3 protein-coding genes are annotated in these 19307 nt (G+C 68.5%); all 3 read right to left on the reverse strand.

Features of this window, described 5'->3' with window-relative positions:
• Window positions 1–56: 56 nt before the first annotated feature.
• From WME85_RS30435 to WME85_RS30445, 3 genes are read right to left on the reverse strand one after another with little or no spacing between them, the layout of a single operon-like run.
• Window positions 57–9917 carry a neuraminidase-like domain-containing protein gene (locus WME85_RS30435; RefSeq protein WP_437826314.1) on the reverse strand — a complete coding sequence of 3287 codons (9861 nt, stop codon included), beginning with the start codon at window positions 9915–9917 and terminating at the stop codon, window positions 57–59.
• 58 nt (window positions 9918–9975) lie between these two features.
• Complete coding sequence (locus tag WME85_RS30440) at window positions 9976–10488, reverse strand: hypothetical protein (RefSeq protein WP_437826316.1); 513 nt, start codon at window positions 10486–10488, stop codon at window positions 9976–9978.
• Window positions 10485–19049, reverse strand: a complete 8565-nt coding sequence (locus WME85_RS30445) for a SpvB/TcaC N-terminal domain-containing protein (RefSeq protein WP_437826318.1) — start codon at window positions 19047–19049, stop codon at window positions 10485–10487. Before WME85_RS30445 ends, WME85_RS30440 begins: the two co-directional genes overlap by 4 nt.
• Between the last annotated feature and the right edge of the window lie 258 nt (window positions 19050–19307).

Consider the following 19307-nt stretch of genomic DNA (forward strand, 5'->3'; position numbering starts at 1 on the left):
GACGCCTCGATTCCGGAGGCCTCCCGGCCTGTCCGGCAGGTGAACGACCCGGGACACTATGTCCAGTCGTACCCCAGCACGAGGAGCAGATCGCCCATCTCCACGGGATCCACCGTCAGGTTGCCAGCATGCGGGGGCGTGACCTTGAGCTTCCACGTGACGGGCGGAGCCGTCGGCACCACCGTGACGCCGGCTGCGGACACGTCCTTCTGGCCGAAGTGCAGGCCGCCGTAGGCGCCGGACGCGCTCAGGCTCATCGTGCTCGCGCCCGCGGGCGCGGGCGCAGACAGCGGTGGCGTCAGCGTCACGGTGTAGGCCGCAGCGCCGGTGCAGCGGGCGAGCAGCCAGATCGTGTTGATCTGGAGCGTCTTCCCCGCATCGCGCAGCGGGAAGGTATCGGCGGAGATGTCGAGCTCCAACACGTTGCCGTCCGCCGGCTTGGTCGGACGCTGGAAGCGGCTCCACGGCGTCGGGAAGTCGCGCCTGAGGTCGAGCAGGAGCAGCGACGGCGTCCCCGCACCCTGAGGCGCGAAGTGGTCGCGCAGGTGCTTGATCGCGGCGCTCCTGAACGGGCCGGCGTCCTCCCTCGCCGTGTACTTGATGTGCAGCACGGCGTCGGTGATGGATCCGTAGTCGAACTGCCGCAGCGGCCGGCCGAAGTCCGGGTTCGCCGGATCAGGGTTGTTGGAGGCCAGGTCGTTGAAGAGCTCCAGCGACCACACGCTGATGGCCCCCGCTCCCTCGAATGGGAGGTAGCGCTCGTCGCGGAAGGAGAGCTCGAACAGCCCGCTATCGTTCTGGCCGCCGCTCGCGGCGATGCTCTTCACCGGCACGTTCGTCTCGACGAAGCGCGCGTCGTCGGCCAGGAGACCCTGTTCGTCCGTATTGCGCGGATAGCCGTCGTCACCGTTCTTGGTGTTCGTGCGGATGCTGTTCTTGAGGAGCCGCAGCGTCGCCGAGATCGTCGTGTAGGGGCCGGCCACGCAAGGCAGTGTCAGGCTCACCGACTTGATGCGGCGGAAGTAGTGGCCGGGATAGTCGAGGTCGAAAAGCTCCTCCGGAAGCTCGAAGAAGCACCGCCCGGTCTCGCGCAGCTTCACGAGCGCGAGCGGGTCGAGGAGCTTGAGCGACACGTGCTTGACCAGCTCCAGCTCGCGGCGGTTCTGGGCCAGGTGCGCGGCCTCCATCCGCCTGAGGTCGTACTGGAGCGCCTCGCCCGCGAGGAGACCCTTCTTCAGGTTGTCCCAGTAGCCGAACGAGATGAAGCTCGAGGCCGCTAGGCCAAGCTCGAAGCGGAAGCAGCGCTCGGCGCGCTTCGCGAGGTCCACGGCGAGCTTGTAGCTCTGGAAGTACGCGCCCGAGATCTGGCCGATCTGCCACCGGTAGAGATCCTGGTTCGTGTACTTGGACCTCATGAAATCGTTCGTCGCGCGCGCGTTCTCGATCTGGAGGGCCTGGTTATCGAGCTCCTTCTGCGCGATCGCGATCCGCAGCTCGGCCGCGGCGATCTGCCGGTCGATCTGTTCCATCTCCTTCGTCGCGAGGTCGTTCTGAAAGTTCCAGTCGTCGCGGCGTCGCTGGTACGAGGCAACCGTGCCGGACAGGGCCGCGGCCTTGTCCAGCCCCTTTGCGATCGACTCCAGAGTCCTCACGAGGTCCTCGGCCGAGTCGCCGAAGGACTTGCCGCCTGTCTCGGCGCTCGCCTCCGGAGAGCCTCCGAAACCGGCGGCGCCGAGGACGAAGTTGGGGATGAGCTTCAGCCCGCCGGCGAGGGTGTATCCGATGGCGATCCCGGCGTCGATCGCGGTGGACGCCTTGTTGAGCTCGACCGCCACCGCCTCCCCAGCGTTCATGAACTCCCGGCTCGAGTAGTAGGTATGCTTGATCTGCGCGAGCTCCTTCGCCCGCTTTGCGTTCTCCAGGCTCTCTTTCGCCTCTTCGACTTGGCTCTCGCGGAGTCCCTTCACCGCTTCGAGCAGGCGGATCTCTTGATCCTGCCGGAGCAGGCTGAGGCATTCGGCGTCGTTCTTCTCGAGGACCGCGAGGAGGGCCGCGCCGAGGGCCTTCACCTCGCCCGTGATCTCGTTCGCCTTCGCGAGGAGCACGCCGAACCGGTAGAGCGGCAGCGGCGCGTCGAGGTCCGCGAGCGCCGCGCCGATGTCGATGCCCGCCGCCGCCGCCTTCACGAGGGCTCCCGGATCGACGGGCGGCTCGAACAGCGCGAGCCGCCGCGCCACGCCCTCGATGTTCAGGCAGTGCCGGATCTTGTAGAGCCGGTCCGCCACCGTGTCCCAGTAGGCCAGCAGCTTGTCGTTCTGCGGGATGCAGAAGTAGAGCATGGGGATCGGCGCGGTGTCCTGCCCACTCCCGCCGCCGCCCGACTGCAGCGGGACGAGGTTCTCGAGCTCCACGAGCGCATCGGCGGAGACGTCGAGCTTCTTCTCCAGCTCGGCGTAGCTTTCCAGGGGCGGCTTCCCCTGCGGCGGCACCTTCATGGGCCGCGGGCCGAGCAGCTCGGCCGCGAGGACATAGAGCTGCGTCGCCTCGTTGATGCTCTCCATACTGTCCTGACGAAACAGAAAATCGCCCCAGGCGATCAGGTTGTCCAGGTACTTCATGAAGACGGTTTTCTGGTATGCCACCGTGCGGTAGCTCGCGATCCGGTGCGGGTCGAATGGATTCGTCCGCCAGTCCTTGACCTGATCCTCGAGCGCCTTCTTCGTCGCCCCCGAATAGCCGGTCACCGTCGTGTCGCCCGCGAGCATGCGCAGGATGCTGTCGATGCGTTGCTGCACGTACGCAGGATCCGTCGTCTCAAAGAACGGCTTGGTGATCCAGTACTTGCTCATCGGCGAGCCGCCTGCCGCTGCGCTCTCAGCGCCCATCGGGTTGAAGATATAGTGGTACCAGTCGCGCGCCTCCTCGAAGCGCTGGTTCTGGCTCAGCGCGTTGGCGATGAGGAGCGGCGCGTGGAAGAACAGCTCCCAGTTGTAGGACGAATAGGCGCCGTCCGGCGTGAAGTCCACGACCTCCGCGGGGTAGCGGGTCCGGTCGAACCGGTCGACCACCCAGACGGTCGGCTGGTAAACGTGCTCGAAGCTGAAGCCGCTGTCCTTGAGCTGTGTCTCGCGTGTCATGAGCGCGGGCACGCCCTGGAGCGGGTCGTAGACGAGCTTCAAGAAGTCGCAGACGAAGGGGTGATAGAAGCTCCGGAAGTCGAACTGCCGGTACTGAAAGATCATCAGCGACCGTAGGCCCAGGTAGTAGTGGACGAACCGCATGAGGTGCCGGACGAGGAGGTCCTTCACCTGGTCGTCGGTGAAGGGCGGGACGATCTCGCCCGGGAACTGCGCGGCGAGGAGCTGCTCCACGTACGCTCGCTTCGCTGGATTCAAGGTGCCAAGGTCGTACGCATCGACCCGTGTCCGGACCCATCCCTCGAAGAGGTCGTTCAGTTTCTTCACCAGACCCTTGACGTCCGGGTAGTACCTGCGGGGCCTCCCCTTCTCGAGCACGGGAGTCGACGGCAGGACGAAGAACGTACGCTTCTTGTCGTTGTAGAAGAACGGCAGCCAGCTCCCGACCGGCGTCTCGCGGAGCTCGCTGGCCAGATAGGACGCCGAGACATTCGCGGCGCCGGCGGTCCCGGAGCGCGCGAGCAGCCCGTCCGCGAGGAGCCGGTCGAGGTAGGAGAAGTGCCACGGCGGGGACACCTGGAAGCGCCACGGCGTCTGCTGCAGCACCTCCGTCCGGCGGGAGGCCGACACCGAGCTCACCAGCGTGAGGTCGTTCGCCGGCGCGTCCTTCCGATCGGGGAGCTCCGCCCACCGGAGGAACGTCGGGTCCCCTCCGACGGACTCCGCCGTGGGCCAGAGGGCGGGCCGGAAGCTGGTAGACAGATTCGAGATCTCGGGGATACCCCGGCAGCCGGAGACCTCGAAAGATCCTGATAGATAAGCCAGATCGTTGTCGTCCTTGTCGACGCTGTAGCCCCGATAACAGACGCCGAACCGCCCGTCGACGTCCGACAGATCGACAGGGTAGAAGACGTAGTGCTTGTGCACGATCTCCACGTCGTACGAATAGCTCCGGTCGAAGTCCTTGGACACGCGCTTGGGGGTCCACTTCCCCTGCCGGTAGTCGCTCACCGCCATCTGGAGCTTGAGCCTCTTCTTGGCCGGCTGGAGCGGGACATTGCTCTGGTTGATGTCGGGGGTGGATACGGTGTGGTTGCCCTTCTCGTCCGGCACCTCCGTGAAGACGGGCCAGAAGAGGAACAGACGGCCGCCGACCACCGCAGGCACGAGGTAGTCGCCCTGGATATCCACATCCACCTTCTCCCATGGGGTCCACTGCCGGTAGTCGAAGCGTCGGTAGTAGTAGAGGTGCGGATCGGCGCCCCTCGTGCGGCCGAACACGTGGACGATCGTGTCGTCGCCCTCGTCCTCCTGGTAGAAGCCCGCGACCTCGAGCTGCGCCACCCCGTCCAGCTTCTCGAGGTAAGCGGCGAACGCGCCGCGGACGGTGTCCTGGTTGACGTCGTTCTGGAGGATGTCCCTCTCCAGGTCCTTGAAGAACGAGGAACGATCCTTCTTCAGCTCGGGCTCGATCCAGTTCTCAGGCCAGAGGAACACCTTCCTGTTCGCCTCCCACACGCGGTACTTCCGCATCCAGGTCCACCAGCGCCACGCGCTGTCGCCGTCGTCGCCGTCGTCCTTCACGACGACGTCGGGCTCGACGCCCATGAAGCAGCGCTGTACGAAGAGCTGGACCGATCCCGACGCCTGTACCAGCCGGCTGGTCAGCGTGCAGGAGCACATCTCCACGTCGAGGAGGTAATAGGCGTAGAGGTCGTTCGTGTTCTCCCACTTACCCGTGGGGGCGAAGGGAGGCTGGGGCCGGGCGAGCAGGAAGGCCGAGAGGGCGTCGCGCTTACGCTCCCGGAGCGCGTCCTGGATCTCCGCGCTCAGGCCGAGCCAGGTGTCATGGCCGAGCTTGGAGCGCATCAGGCCCTTGAGGGTGTTCGCGTGATCGAGGGCCATGGCGGCGGCGGCGAACGCCTTGACGGTGTCCACGCTCGCGTTGAGGTTGTCGGTGAAGTAGAATGCTCTCCGCATCCGCTCCCAGCTCTCCGCGAGCAGGTAGTCGCCCGGATACGCCAGGTCGAGCGACGCCGTGAGGGCCTGCACGTCGGCGCTGCTCCACACACCGTTCAGCAGCGCCACGTCCGCCGCGAAGTCCGCCGCCGAGGCGTACGCCCCACCGGCCAGGTCCGCGAGGACGTCCAGGAGCGCGGCGCTCGTCTCGGGGAGCGCGGCTTTGAAGCGGATCAGGCGGCTCGTTCGTTGAAAGAGATCGAACCGCACGATCGGCGCCGCGGCGTTCAGCGGCAAGGTCGCGAAGTCGAGCAGCTTCGCCTGGGTGGCGATGGCGCGGAGGCTCTCCCATTCGGCCAGGGTGAGCTTCCACTTCCTCCACAGAGCAGCGGCTCGGTTCGCCCAGAACCACCCGTCGAACGTGGCGGGGAGCGTCGCGTAGTCCACGACGCCAGATGTGGCCGCGAACGGGCCTGTCAGGTGGGCGAGCACCGTGAGCTGCCCTGGCATGACGGCGTACTCCGAGAGCAGCCGGCGCGTCAGCCCTTCGGCCAGGCCGAGCTGGGCGGCCATCTGCTGGACGACCGCGGCCTCGGACAGCGTCCTGCCGAGGTAGACCAGCGCCTTCGTGATGGCCGTGGTGAGGTTGTCCGTGAGGTGATTGGTGAGCGGGAGCTGTAAGTCGGTGTCCTGGAGCCAGAGCTGGTCCGCCGGGAAGGCGCCGAGGGCAGGCTGAGTGAACAGGCTGTTGACGGCCTGCCGGTAGGCCGGCTCGGCGGAGAGGCCGTCGAGCGCGGCCTTGTCGTCCGCGGACAGGATGCCCGTGAGGACGAGCGCGCGCAGCGAGGGATCATACGATACCTTCTGAGCCAGCGCTTTGTCTGCGAGCGTGTCGAAGTCCACCGTCGCGGGCAGGCTCGGGAGCGGCGCCGTGAACACCGGGTCGAAGACCTTGAGGAGCAGCCGCGGGCGTTGGAACAGCTCTTCAATGGCCGCCTGGTACGAGGCGATCCCGGCGACGGCCACCAGCGACGGATCGCTCAAGAGCTCGTTCTTCTGGGCGTTCGTCATCAGCCCTGTGAAGTGCAAGGTCGCTGCCCCGCCGCAGCGGATCGGGATCGCGGCCTTGATCGCCGCCGGGAAATCGAACCCCGCGGGGAGCCCCGGCGCCGCCGCCTGCAGGCACACCGCGTCCCGGAGCGTGTCGACGAAGGCCTGCGCGCCTGCCTCATCCCTGTGGAGCAGGGCGAGCAGCGACAGGAGCAACGTCGCGAGGGCGTCGGGATCGGAGGGCGGGTTCAGGGCCTGGTATCGAGTCGGGTCGTACTCCTTGAGGATCGCCTGGAGCGTCGTGCGCAGGCCCATGAGGAACCGCGCCGCATCAGCCTCCTTGACGGCGGACCTCGCGGACCGGTCCGCCGTGAGGATGAAGTTCAACTCGTCGGGCGAGAACCCGCTCGCCTTGAGCTGATCCGCGCTCTCGACGAAGGCCAGGGCCGATCTCGGATCGACGAAGGTCTGGCCGGTCGCCGCGTCGACGACCGGCTGGAGGTCTTTCCCGAGGAGCTTGAGGAGCGTGGCGTACTCGTCCGTGTTGAGGGCGAGGAGCTTCGCGAGCCAGGCGTGGCGCCAGAGGAACGACAGATTGGCCAGCGTGAGATCGTCGGTGATGTACGGCTGTCCGTCCCACGCGCGGATGAGGCCGGAGAGCAGGTCGAGGTCCGCCTCGCGCACACCCAGCGCCGCGAGCACGGCGGGGCGATGGCCGGAGATCTTCTCCGCCGTCGGCCCCGCGACGCTCACCCTCGCCACCTCGAAGGCGGGATCGAGCGGCTGGACGAGCTTCTTGTTGAGGAAGAGGCTCTGGTAGAGGCCGTCCTCGCGCTTCTCGTGGGCATGGGTGAAGTGAGTGTCATGGTCCAGGGCGCCGAAGAGCGCGGCGACCCGCGACACGGTGGCCCGAGAGGAGGCCCTGCGCTTGAGCTGATCGAAGGAATGAAGGTTCACCAGGAACGCCTCGTCCAGCCTCCCGGCGCCGATGGCCGGAGCGCGGATCACGAGATCGACCTCCCACGGCTTCCAGCCGTCGAGCTTGCGCCACAGGCGGAGGAAGCGGTGGATCCTGTCGAGCTTCTCGAGGGTGAGGCCCTGGAGGCGCTTCTTGTCGGTGTCGCAGGAGGCGTCCAGGTGCTGGATGGAGATGTCCGACGCCGGGTTTATGAAGCGGAGATCGAGCAGCGCGAGGAGATCCTCGTACCCGAGGGCCGTCTTGCGCAGGAACGTCTTCACGTTGGCCAAGGTGTTCAACCAGCCGGGGTTACCCGTCTCGCCCCAGACGGCCTGCTGCCCCGCGGTCGTGGTGTCCTCCGCGAGGAGGAGCCGCTTCTCGTCGAACGCCGCGGCCGGGTCGCTGCTGATGCCGAAGTACTCGGCGGCGATGTCGCCGTCCGAGGGGTTGTTGGGGGCCGCGGGACCGCGCAGGGTGCGCATCAGGTCCCAGCGCGAGAGGCCTGACTTCTCGAAGGTCGCCCGCACCTCGGCGCCGAAGAGGTCGAACGGCAAGCTCCCCGGGAACCTGGCCTGCCGCAGGGCGGCGTACGCGGCCGGGTCGACGTAGGCCGGATAGGCGCGCAGCTCCTCGGCGCTCGCCTTGGTGTTCGGCAGGAGCTCGGCGAAGAAGTTGGGCGTCGCCTTCTTCTTCAGCAGGTACGTCGCACCGTCGCCGTGCACGACCCAGAGGTCCGGGTTCGCGGGATCGACCCGCGAGAGCGTGAAGTCGGCGCCAGCGCTGAGCTTCGCCGCCGACAGCGCGTTCGCCACGGCCGTCTTCGCGAGGGCGGGGGCCGCGGGCACGGCGCCGAGGCCGGCCAGCTCGACGTCGCTCGCGCCGCCGGAGATCACCCGCTCCAGCACCTCGCACACGGCGTCCACGTACGGCAGCGGGGTCAGCGCGTTGTCGCAGTTGAGCTCCAGGTACCCGAGGTCGGGCCGGCGCGCGAACAGGACGTCCTTGACCGAGGAGGCGGGGTTCTTCGCCCTGCGATCGCGGAGGAACATCAGGGTGTCAGCGAAGTAGGCCGCCGGGCTGAGGACAGATCGGCAGTCCTCGCAAGAGCAGACGTCGCCGGCCCGGAAGAGGTTCTCGTAGTCGGGGAACGTCGAGAGCGCGTCGCCGCTGGTCGGGATCGCCGCGGGCAGCGTGCCGGGATCGAGTGACTTGAGGTCAAGGGCGATCGTCAGGGCCTGGGCGTGTGTCTGGGCGGCGCGGTTCCAGGCGGCCTGCGCCTCCGCCGCGGACATGCCCGCGCGTCCCGAGTAGCGCCGCACGAAGGCGCTCGCGCCCATCCGGTAGATCCTCTGGGCCGAGTGCACGCCGTCCGCGAGCAGCACGTCCGCCGCCTCGAAGGTCGGGGCGAGCTTGAAGACGCGCTGAAGGGCCATCACCTCGCTGCGGAAGCTCGGATCCTCGGCCGGGCCGCGAAATTCTGCGCGGACCTCCCGCGACAGGAAGTCGTCGATCCGGGTGTGTACGAGGTCGAAGCCGGCGTGGGCGTCGAGGAAGGCGGACAGGGCCTTCCCGTGGCGCAGCCCGCGCGGACCGCCGGTCTTCATGGCCCGCTCCAGCCCGCCGCTGAACGCCGCTGTCGGGAACGCCTCGCGGAAGCTCCGGCTCAGCGCCTTTCCGTACACCTCCGCCGCGCTCGGCTGCGCAGGGGTCGCCTGGCCGAAGGCGATCGGGATCTGGATCGCGCGCGCCTCGCTCTTGCTCCGGATCAACTGGACCCAGTCGCCCTCGCTCTGCTTCGCCAGCGTCGCGAGCTGCTCGGGTCGCCGGAGGTCGAAGGTGTCCTTGAGCGCCTTGACGACGGAGAAGTCTCCCTGTGTCAGGTCCGCGAGGCGATAGGACGTGCGCAGGTCCGCGACCTCCGCGTGGCTGAACGAGCCCTCCTTCCCCAGCGCGTCCCAGAGCGCCGGCGTGGGTGCCTGGTGCTGCGCGTACAGCCGGGCGAACGCCTCCCGCCTCGCCGCGACGCCGATCTTCGCGTGATCGAGCGCTTGCCCGGCGAAGGTGGGGGCGTCCGCGTCGCCGAGGCCCGCGCGGGCGCTCCACGCCAGGAAGGCCTCGATCCAGGCATCGACGTGCGCGGGCGAGGCCGGGTGGACGTCGCCCTTGGCGATGCTCGCCGCGAGCGCCCTCCGCGCCGCCGCTTCGCCCAGCGCGGCCAGCGCCGCGGACGCGGTCTTCAGGTTGTCGGCCAGGCTGCGCGCGTCGTCGTAACGGAGCGCCGAGCCGCCCAGGAGGGCGAACCAGAGCTCCGCCGGGAGGTGCTGCGCCGCGAGGCGGTGCGAGAGGACGTACCGCGCGAGCGCCGCCTTGTCGAAGCCGGTTCCCCCGGCGAGGTACGTGAGGTCCTGGTGCTCCTGGTCCTCCTCCAGCTCCCCGGGCGTCACGCCCGAGAGCGCGGGGCGGACGGCCTCCCCGATCTTCTCGAAGAGCGGCGGTGGCCGGCGGCGCTCTTTCGGGATGGTCAGATCGATCGTCACGAGCCGGGGCGCGTCGAACCGGATCGGCGACGCGACGAGGAGGGCGCCCTCAGCGCCGAACGCCTTGACGACGAGATCGGGGGTATCCCTCTCGCGCTCGCAGCCCTGCTCTCCGGAGTAGTCGATCCGGTAGGCGCCGTCCTTGCCGGCCTCGGTGTGCCCGAGCGCGCGCTCGCTGCGGAGATCCCTGTCGAAAGCGGCGACCTTCACTCCACGGGCGGGGTGGCCGTCCGCGAACCGGACGAACCCACGGACGGTACGGATGTCTTTGTTCATGTCGTCGGCTCCTCGTGGGAAGGTCCTCGGGTCACTGCGGGCGGGCAGCGTACGGCCATCACCGCCGCTCCTCGACGATGGTGAAGCCCCGGGAGCGGAGCACGGTGACCAGCGGACGGATCAGCTCGGGTCCCACGAAGAGCCGCGCGCTGCGCGTCGCGGTGTGCAGATCGAGGCACCAAGGACGTGATACGGTCACACGCGTGCGAGCGGCGTACGCCTCCGGGTCCTCGTCATCTTCTCGCAAATCGATCGTCGTGGTATGAAGGAAGAACCAGCCTGCAACGATGCGACCATCCGAGACGACGGCCACGGTGCGTCCGCAAGCGACCCAGAGCACCAGCGACAGCGCCAGGCAGACGACGGTCGCCGCCCGCGAACGCGAGCGTGATACGGCCGTGACGCAGATCACGATGACGCCGACCACCAGGAGCATGAGATATCCGTTCGGCGCCAATAGGGTATGATTGCTGTCGCTCCCGCCGGCAAAAAGAAAGCGTCCCGAATCGGAGTAAGTGATCAGGGTCACCGACAGGATGAAGATCAGAGCGGGGACGATGAGCTTCATCATCGTCGAAGCCCGATGCCAAAGGGAATCGTATTGTTCTTCCAGGACCCAGGCGGGACCATCACCGCACGGTCATGGACCAGGGTCGCGGAGTCGGATCCGTCCCAAGCGAGCGCGTTGTCGACGCCGAGCTTGATGAGCGAATCCCGAATCTCGGAAAGGCTCATCCCCGGAGATGCGCCATGTCTCTCCACCGCGATGACCAATGTATTGCTGTCGGGCCGGACGCCCATGACCACCTTTCCAAGCCCTGGTCCCTTGCTCTCCTGAGCGGCGAACGCGGCATTGCTGCGCTGGACGAGGAGACCACGATTCCCTTCGCCCGGATCTCCCGTGGCGGGGAGACCGGCCGGGGCGCCGGACGCGTACTGGTTGGTGGGTCCGTACGGCATACCATTGACAATCACGGGGATCCCTCCGCCGAAAGCGACATCTGCGTTGTGCGGCGGATTGCCTTGGCCGAACGACCAGGCAGCGGCTGGAGACCTGGTCCATGCGAAGAAAAATGTCTGCGGCGAGGGTCGCCCTCCGACAACCGCACTCCGGCTGACGACTTCGCCCTGTGCCCTGTACGCAGACAAGTCCGCAGGTCCCATGCTCCCCGACGGCAATGTCGTCGTCTTCTCATACAGGTTCGCATTGATCACGACTTCAGTACTGCTCGGAGTATCCGTCGCGACGGCGCTATCGGTGAATGTCTTCCCGGCGTCTCGAGCCACGACGTACGGCTCCGGCGCGCTCATCGTGACGAAGTTGACGCCCCTGTCCTCCTTGAACTCGACCGGCGGAGACGCGCGTGGCGCGGGTCCCCTGGGGACCTCCCCGTGAATGGTGATCTCCGGGATCGCGTAAGCTGTAGCCAGGCCGTACTTGTCGAGCATTGCCTGGGTCCTGGTCCTGAAGAGACCCGTCGTCGAATCGCGAAATGACGCACGCGCCTCTGCGGAGGCTCCCTTCAGGTGCCTGTAGAGCTGCGCGTCCGTCATCTGGGCGACGCGTGTGTCGGTCTCGCTCTGCTTGCCGCTCGGGTCCCTGAGACCGATCGGGTTCCCTCGAACGTACGTGTACAACCCCGGGCCATCCACCATCCCCGCCGGGTCGGCGCTCGTCCACCTCCCCAGCCACGGCGCGTAGTACCTCGCCCCGTGGTAGTAGAGCCCGTTCTCCTCGTCCCGCTCCTTGCCGGTGCTTCGGTATCGCTTCGGCGCCTCCGTCTGGCTGCGCACCGCCTGGTACGAGGTGCTGCCGTAGGGCGTGTACTCCTCGTAGGAGAGGATCTGTGCCTGATCGGAGAGCTCCAGGACGGCGGACCCGAGGTGGTTTCCGTACGGGTAGCGGACGAGCTGCGCCGGCGCGCCGTCCTCGGTCCCCATCGTGCGGGTCTCGATGAGGGCCAAGCGCCGCCCGCCGTCCATCACGTGCAGCGTCTCGCGCACGAGCGGGCTGCCCCCTTGCCTCCGGTAGACCTCGAACGCCCCGAGGTAGATGCGCTCGTCCTTGATCGTGCCGTCCTTGCGCTCCGTCACCTTGCGCACGCGCTGCCCGGCCGCGTCGTAGACGTAATAGGTGCGCTCGCCCTGCTTCGCGACGCCGTCCGCGTCCGACGCGTTCACCGCCTGTCGTCGCGTCATCCGCAGCCGGTCCTCGAAATCCCACTCCACAGCGTGGAGGTGCGGCATCCGCAGCATGTTGCCGTGCGCGTCGTAGCCGTCTCCCGCCGTGCTGTAGATCTCGGCTTCGGCGCCCACGGTCGTGCGGGTCAGGCGGTTGCTCCGCGTGCCCGCCTCGAGCTGGCTGGGCTCTCGATACGCGTACGTGCGTGTCCAGCCGGGGTTCGAAGGGCCGATGCCCCGGTGCTGCATCGACAGGAGGTTTCCCACCGAGTCGTACACGTACCGTTCGAGGTAGCGCCCCATCGCGTTCCCGTCGTTGGGGTGAGGGAGCCCGCTGCGCGGGGAATCGTTGTACGAGTGGGGGATGGGGGAGCCGCCGACCTGCCCGAGGTGCTCGCGCCCCGTCGCCTCGATCAGGCGGTGGTTGGCGTCGTAGGTGTACTCGGCGCCGGGCTCGACCCTCGTGTTGCGGAAGTAGATGGTCTGCTGGGCGGTGTCCTTGATCCGCGTGACGTTCCCGGCGGGGTCGTATGTGTACCTCAGGTTCTGGACCTGGCAGCCGGGCCAGCCCGAGGGCGGCGGATCCGGGCAGTCTCCGGGGAAGGCGGCGGGCTCGCGCCGCGTGACGAGGCGCGCGAGGCGGAAGGTGAGCGGATCATACGCGTAGGTCGTGCGGGCGCCGTTGCCGTGCTCGATCCGGGTGCGTCGTGACTTGGCGTCGTAGTCGATGTCGGTGACGAAGGGCGTCCACACGGGTTGGCCGTCCTTCGTCGCGCCGCGCAGGTTCGCGTCCACCCGCTCGATCAGCCCCGCTGCGTTGTAGGAGGGCCGGACGACGCTCTCGTCCGGCATGGTGAGCAGCGTGGGCCGGTTCAGGGCGTCGTAGCGCGTACCGCTGGAGAACGTGTCCGCGAGCGGCACGGCGCCCGACCAGTCGATCGTGCCCCTGTAGTCCTGCGCGAGCTGGCGCCGGCTCACGAGCGGGTTCCCCTTGAAGTCGTACTCGTCGGCCGTGACGACGCCCGCCTGATCGAAGACCTGCACGGTCTTGCCGCGCTGGTTCTTGACCTCCGGGCTCGGCTCCGTCTCTCCGTAGACGCACCGCTCGATCACCAGGTCGTCCGGTCCGCCGGTGTTCAGGGTCGTGTCCGTCGGCCGCCGGAGCGGGTCATAGGCCGTGCGGAACCGGCGCCCCAGGTCGTCCCAGCCGTAGAGGTGCCGGCCTCGGACGTCGTCCAGCGTCCAGCGCTCGCCGGCCTCCATGCTGGCCTTTCGCACGCGGTTGCCCAGCAGGTCATAGAGGTAGCGGACCACCAGCCGGCCCTGGGGATCCCGGACCTCTCGCTCGTTCCCCTCGACGTCGAGGAGGACGCGGGTCTCGTAGCGCTCGTCGACCGGCGGATCCACAGGCGGCGTGTTGCTGTACTTGTACCGGTTGTGCTGGACCGTGAGGAACGTCCTCCCCAGCGCGTCGGCGTGGAATACGGTGGGCGAGCCCGCGTGCACGGCCGCCTTGCTCGCCGCGGCCTGCTCGTCAGGACCGAGCGCGCCGCCCTTCCGCTGATCGTACCAGCTCGGCAGGTAGTCGGCGTCCGGGAGGCGGCTCACGAGCGCTCCCACGTCGGCGTCCGCCCTCGGATCGGAGACCAGCACGTTGTCGGACACGTCCCAGGTCGCTTGCCGCCACGGATCGAAGACGACCTTCTCCCACGTATGGTTGGGCAGCAGCATGGCGACCACGCGCCCCACGGGGTCGTAGAGCGCCACGGGGCTCACGCCGAGCCGCACGTCCAGCTCGAAGCGGTGCGTGTCCGTGAAGAACGGCTCGTACTTGCGGACCGGATTGCCCTTGTTGTCGAAGACCGTCCAGCCGGTGCCCACCCAGCGCGGATCGATGTCGCCAGAGGTCATGAGCGGCTGCCCGTCCAGGCCCACCAGGACTCTTCCGTCGGCGCCGCGCTGCGGGGCCGGCCCGGGCTCGGCCTGGACTTTTCTCTGGATCTCCCGGCCGAAGCCGTCGGAGTAGGAGAAGGCGCACTGGATCGGCGGGCGGCCCGCGGGGACGCCGTCGCTCACGTGCGACTCGCGGACCAGCGCGGCGGCGAAGGGGGGAGGCTTCTTGTCCGGGTCCGGCTCGCGATGGTAGGCGAGGACGTCCGTGACGAACCGCGACGTGGCGCCGTCGAGCAGGGCGGCCGCGGCGGGGCCCTTGGGGGCGGCGAAGAACTGGTCGATTTGCGCGAGGGTCAGGTCGGCGTGGAACCCGGGACCGAGCACGTCGCCGAGGGCCGGGAGGTCCTCCGGCTTCCCCATCAGGGCGGTGCCGGCGACCATTCCCAGGGCGTCGAACGCCAGGGCCGTGCGGTTGCGGTTGGAATCCATGACGAGCGACGGCGAGAGGACGCGATAGTCGAGGCCCTGCCGGACCAGCGGTCGGTCCGGATCCGGGTCACGCTCGCCCGCCGTGACGCGATTCGACATCGCGTCCCGCGTCTCCTGCACGAGGAGGTTGTAGGCGTCGTATGCGACGAAGCTCTCCGTGCTCACCAGGGAGGTGTGGAAGGGATCGCGATACCGGCACGGGAGGAAGAAGTGCTGGAGGGCGTGGGCCAGCTCCGCGGCGGCGTCGTCGGTCGGATCCGGCGAGTAGAAGGTGCGCCCGGAGGGGATCCACCAGTGGCCGTCGTCCTCGCTGTGGACGTAGCGGGCCTCGTCCCCCAGCATCGTGCTCGTGGCTCGGCCTGCATAGACCTGTTCGATCAGGCCTGACGTGAAGGCGAGCTTGTACGTCTCGTACGGCAGCGCCCGCGCCTCCACCGTGCCGCGCGGCAGCGCGATCTTCAGATCGTCGCTGCGATAGAGCGTGCGTGTCTCCTCGATCAGCCGCTTCTGCCACCCGCTGGTCGGCGCCTGCTCGTAGTCGAGCGGCGCGGCGCCCTCGGTCGCGACCGACAGCTCCTCGAACGTGAACCGCACGCGGCCCGCGGGCAGCCCGAGGCCGGTCAGCTCGTATCCCCGAGCCGCGGACGGCACGGGCTTGCGATGGTCGCCGGGGCCGTCGACGGGGTTGGTGAAGTCGTTCTCATGGCAGGTGATGCGCGTGCGCGACTGCTCGTCCCGGTCGGCGTCCTGCGGGAGGCGCGCGTCCCGGAAGCGGCGGCCGTAGGCGACGGCGGCGGACCGGAGCACGTTGCCGTAGGGATCGACCTCCAGGGTGACCGTGTGGGTGACGCGGGGGTCGGGCAGCCACTCGACGGCGGGGTTCGACGCGGCGGTGGCGTCGTCGACGATCTGGCCCCCGAGGACCGGGAAGAGGGCGCGCTCGTGGCGGTAGCCGAGCGACTCCCGGGCGTGCGTGAAGAACACGGCGTGGCGGTTCTCGCCGCGCCGCTGCAGGATCTCGACGGTGAAGTTCTGCTCCGTGACAGCGTAGGGGTGCTTCTCCTTGTCGGTGCCGTCGAGCGCGTACACCTCCTGGCGCAGCACCGATCCCTTGAGGGCGCGGCAGGCCTCCCGCTCCTCCTCCGCCGACAGGCGCACGGCGGAGCCGTCGGCCAAGAGGTGGTCGGGGAGCACCGTGTCCGGGAGCAGGAGGGCGAGCGCCTCCGCCGCCGTGGCGCCCGGCGGACGGTAGTATTCGCCCGGGTACCTGCCGTCGGCCGAGCCGGCGAAGAAGCGGGAAACGCGGTCCCGCCCGAGGTACACGCCCGTGTGGAACCACGTCCTCGTGAGCACGGGCGGGACGTGCGACGCGGCGTCGACGTTGTCGCCCGTCGGGAAGGCGTCGCTCTCGGCGAGCGTGGCGAGCTGTTCGGTGTCCCACTGGTCCACCCGGCCGAAACCGCGCATCTCCCGCTCCACCCCGTCGAAGTAGCCGTGGTGGTAGCTGTACCGGGTCACGAACCGGTTGCGGCTGATGCGGTCGAACGTCTCGACACGCTCGACCACGTGGACGGGGAAGGGGATCCGCGTGACCCAGGGCGTGCGGGCCGCCTTGTCCGCGAGGTAAAATTTCGTGGAGGCGGCGTACGAGATCAGGGTCTCCGCGCCGAGGTTGTTGACGGATCGCGTGAGCAGGTGCGGCTTCTGCCCGCCCATGAGGTCGACGTAGCGCAGCGGACGGCGGGCGTGGGCGGGGAGCGGCGACGACCAGACCAGGCAGGCCGTGCCGTTGCCCAGGAGATCGATGGCCGAGACGGTGGTGAGATCGTCGACCGCCGGAAAGGGCGAGAGGGGGCGCGCCTCGCTCCAGCGATTGCCCGATTGGTTGAAGTAGATGCGAACACCGTCGCGGCCGAGGTAGAGAATGTCGGTGGTGCCGGAGCCGTCCACGTCGGCGAGGCGCACGCGCCGCTGGTCGAGCTCCGCGGAGCGGTCGATCCAGGGCGCATTGTCCATCGTCACCTTGGCGCCGAAGCGGCCGTACCCGAGGTTCGGCCAGTAGCAGACCTCGCCGTTCCTGATCCGCAGGAGATCGGTGAGACCGTCGCCCGTCATGTCGGCGAGGTAGATGGACTGATCCGCGTCCGCGAGCACGAGGCGCGGGCCCCGCTCCTCGTCCTGCGGCAGGCGGACCTCCCGGCCCGGGCCGTAGCCCTCCTCCCGCAGGGAGGGGTAGAAGGTGAACACGTCGTCCTCGCCGACGAGGACGTCGGCGAGACCGTCGCCGTCGAGGTCGACGAAGCGCACGTTCGGCTCGCCCCAGGGCACGCGCGGCAGCCTCCGGAAAGCACGGAAGGGCGCCCAGGTGGACTGAGGCGTCCGCTCGTAGAAGCCTGGGGCCTCCGGGTCGAAGCTCACCACGTCGAGCTGCCCGTCCCCCGAGAGGTCGACGAGCTGCTGTCCGCCGAGCGAGAGAGAGGACGCTCCGGGCCTCGTCGGGAGCGCCTGGAGCGCGCCGAACCGACCCGCTCCCAGGTTCGGCTTGTAGAACCACGCGCCCGCCTGCTCCGTGAGGATGCCGGAGACCCCCTCCCCGTCCAGATCGACCCACTGATATGCGGCGCCGTCGATGCCCCTCGGCAGGTTCTCCACGCTGCCCGCGTCGATCTCGCGGATCTCGTCGGCGATGACCGGCTTGCTGTACTCGAGCTCGACGGGCGGCAGCGCCTTCCTCAGGTACGTGACGTACTCGACGCTGCCCGCCTCAACGATCGGCCGGTCGGGGTCCCTGACGAACCCTTGCTGCGTGACGGACCGAATGAAGGAGGCGAACCGCGTGCTGCCCTGGTGCGACAGCTCGTCCTCGATGGAGACGGGCTGCGAGTAATCCAGGTCGGCGTAGTCGATCTCGACCGAGCGCACCAAGCAGGGCACGCCGCCCAGCTCGGGGAAGAGGTGGAACATCAGCACGCGGTGGCAGCGGCGGTACGATCGCACCTCGAACCGCGAGCGGTACGAGGAGAACGGGTCTGGTCGCACCGCCCACCTGCGCGCCGGAGCCGACGACGCGCGCACGTACCGGTGCTGCTCGGCGGCGGGGCGCGCAGGGTCGAGCGGGAGGAGCTCGACGTGGCCCTCGTCGTAGTCCAGGACGACCTCGAACAACCACTCCATCTTGGACAAGTCCGGTTGGACGAGGCGGGAGGTGCGGTTACCGTACTTGACGCGCTTCAGGTAACGGGCGGCCGTGCGGCTCCGGTGCGCCTCGCTGGCCTGGCAGAGGTCGATCCGCGCGTCGTCTTCCGCGACCCACTCGTAGGAGACGGCGTTGCCCTTGTCGTCGAAGCTCTGGCAGATGAGCCACGTGAAGACGCGCGTCGGGTGCGCTGGGACGGGCTCGTCCGGATCAAAGAGGCGTGAGTCGTTATCCCGGCCGTACAAGGTCGTCACGTTGTCGGTCGTCATCGAGCGCCAGTGGACGTCGCCGGTCGCCGTCTCCGTCCACCGCTCGATGCGGGCGAAGAGCCCCTCGATCCGGGGGCGATACCGGTGAATCACCCAGCCCGGAGCCGTGGTCGTGTCCTCGAGCCTCTTGCCGTCGGTTCCCAGGGCGGGGACGAGGTCCTCGGCACCCGAGATCAGATACACGTCCGACTCGTCGGCGTCGCGGTACTGCGGCAGTCCCTTATCGGTCCTGCGGGTGATCGCGGGCAAGGAGAGCGACCATCCGAAGCCGAAAGGGCCGTTGCCCGAGCCGGAGTCGTAAGAGAGGGCGAGCGCCGGACCGAACCCCGAACGGCCGGGGCTCGTGGCGATAGGGATTGTCATCGCGCCCGCGCCCGTGGCGGCGTCGACGGAGAACTTCTCGCCCACGCCGCGGATGGCGCCACCACCCCTGGGGACCGAGATCGCAGGCCGGCCCGGTCCCGGGGCTTCCGGTCGATCGCCGGGGGCCGATGGACGGCCGGCGACCGGCGCGCGTGGGCTGGGCTGTTGCGCAGATGTCCCTCCGTACGCACTCTCCGTCCGTCCCCGTTCCGTCGGCATGTGCGGCATGCTACTACGCCCTTCGACGGGGCAGCAACGACGGAGCGACCGAAGAACGCGGCAGTCGCAGAGGGATCCGAGGAGAATCGAGCGGATAAAAACTCTGAAGGATGACTCCCACTCGGGAGGTCGCACCCATGAAGAACCCTTTAGCTGCCGCTCGACTTCGCCGTTACCTATCTCGAAGCGGCCATCTGTGAAACAGCGCCGCCACGCTGCCTCCTGGTCGATGGCGTACTGGGTAGCGATGTAGAGCGGCGTTCCCGGCACGAGCCGCACGTGCAGCTCGTGAACCCACCGATACGGCTCGTTCACAGGGGGCAGCGACCGCTCCTGCCGCCGTGCGACGGCGCGCAACCGGCACGTGAAGCGGTAGATCGCCTCGCACGGGACCGTCCGAGTGCGCGGGGTGCCTCCGAGATTCGATGGCGAGCGGCCGAAGAGCTCGCGGGGAGCACGGAGGAGGGCTGTACGAAAGAAATCGTCGGCCCGCGCTCGTGCGCGTCCACGTACATGCGCCATCCATATCCGGCGCGCCGGCGTCCACCGGCGTCCCCCCCTGTTTCGCCGCTGGACAAGCACGAGGACGTTCGCTAGATTGCTCCCCGATGTCCGTCCCTCGCGCGCGATCCCTACGCCCCTGCCTAGGCCTACGGCCTGCGGGGCGCTTCGCGCGCTGCTGACGACGTCGTTTCTTCGTCTTCGCAGCTCTTCGCAGCCCGGCCCCCCTTGGTTCCTTGGCCCGGTGGGGGTCCTCGCATCGTCGTCGCGACGGCTCCC

Source organism: Sorangium sp. So ce1153 (assembly GCF_051521595.1).
Classification (GTDB): Bacteria; Myxococcota_A; Polyangia; order Polyangiales; family Polyangiaceae; genus Sorangium.

Coding starts and splice junctions, on each gene's coding strand:
- WME85_RS30435 (WP_437826314.1), bottom strand. CDS start 9,917: ATGAACAAAGACATCCGTACCGTCCGTGGGTTCGTCCGGTTCGCGGAC.
- WME85_RS30440 (WP_437826316.1), bottom strand. CDS start 10,488: ATGATGAAGCTCATCGTCCCCGCTCTGATCTTCATCCTGTCGGTGACC.
- WME85_RS30445 (WP_437826318.1), bottom strand. CDS start 19,049: ATGGCGCATGTACGTGGACGCGCACGAGCGCGGGCCGACGATTTCTTT.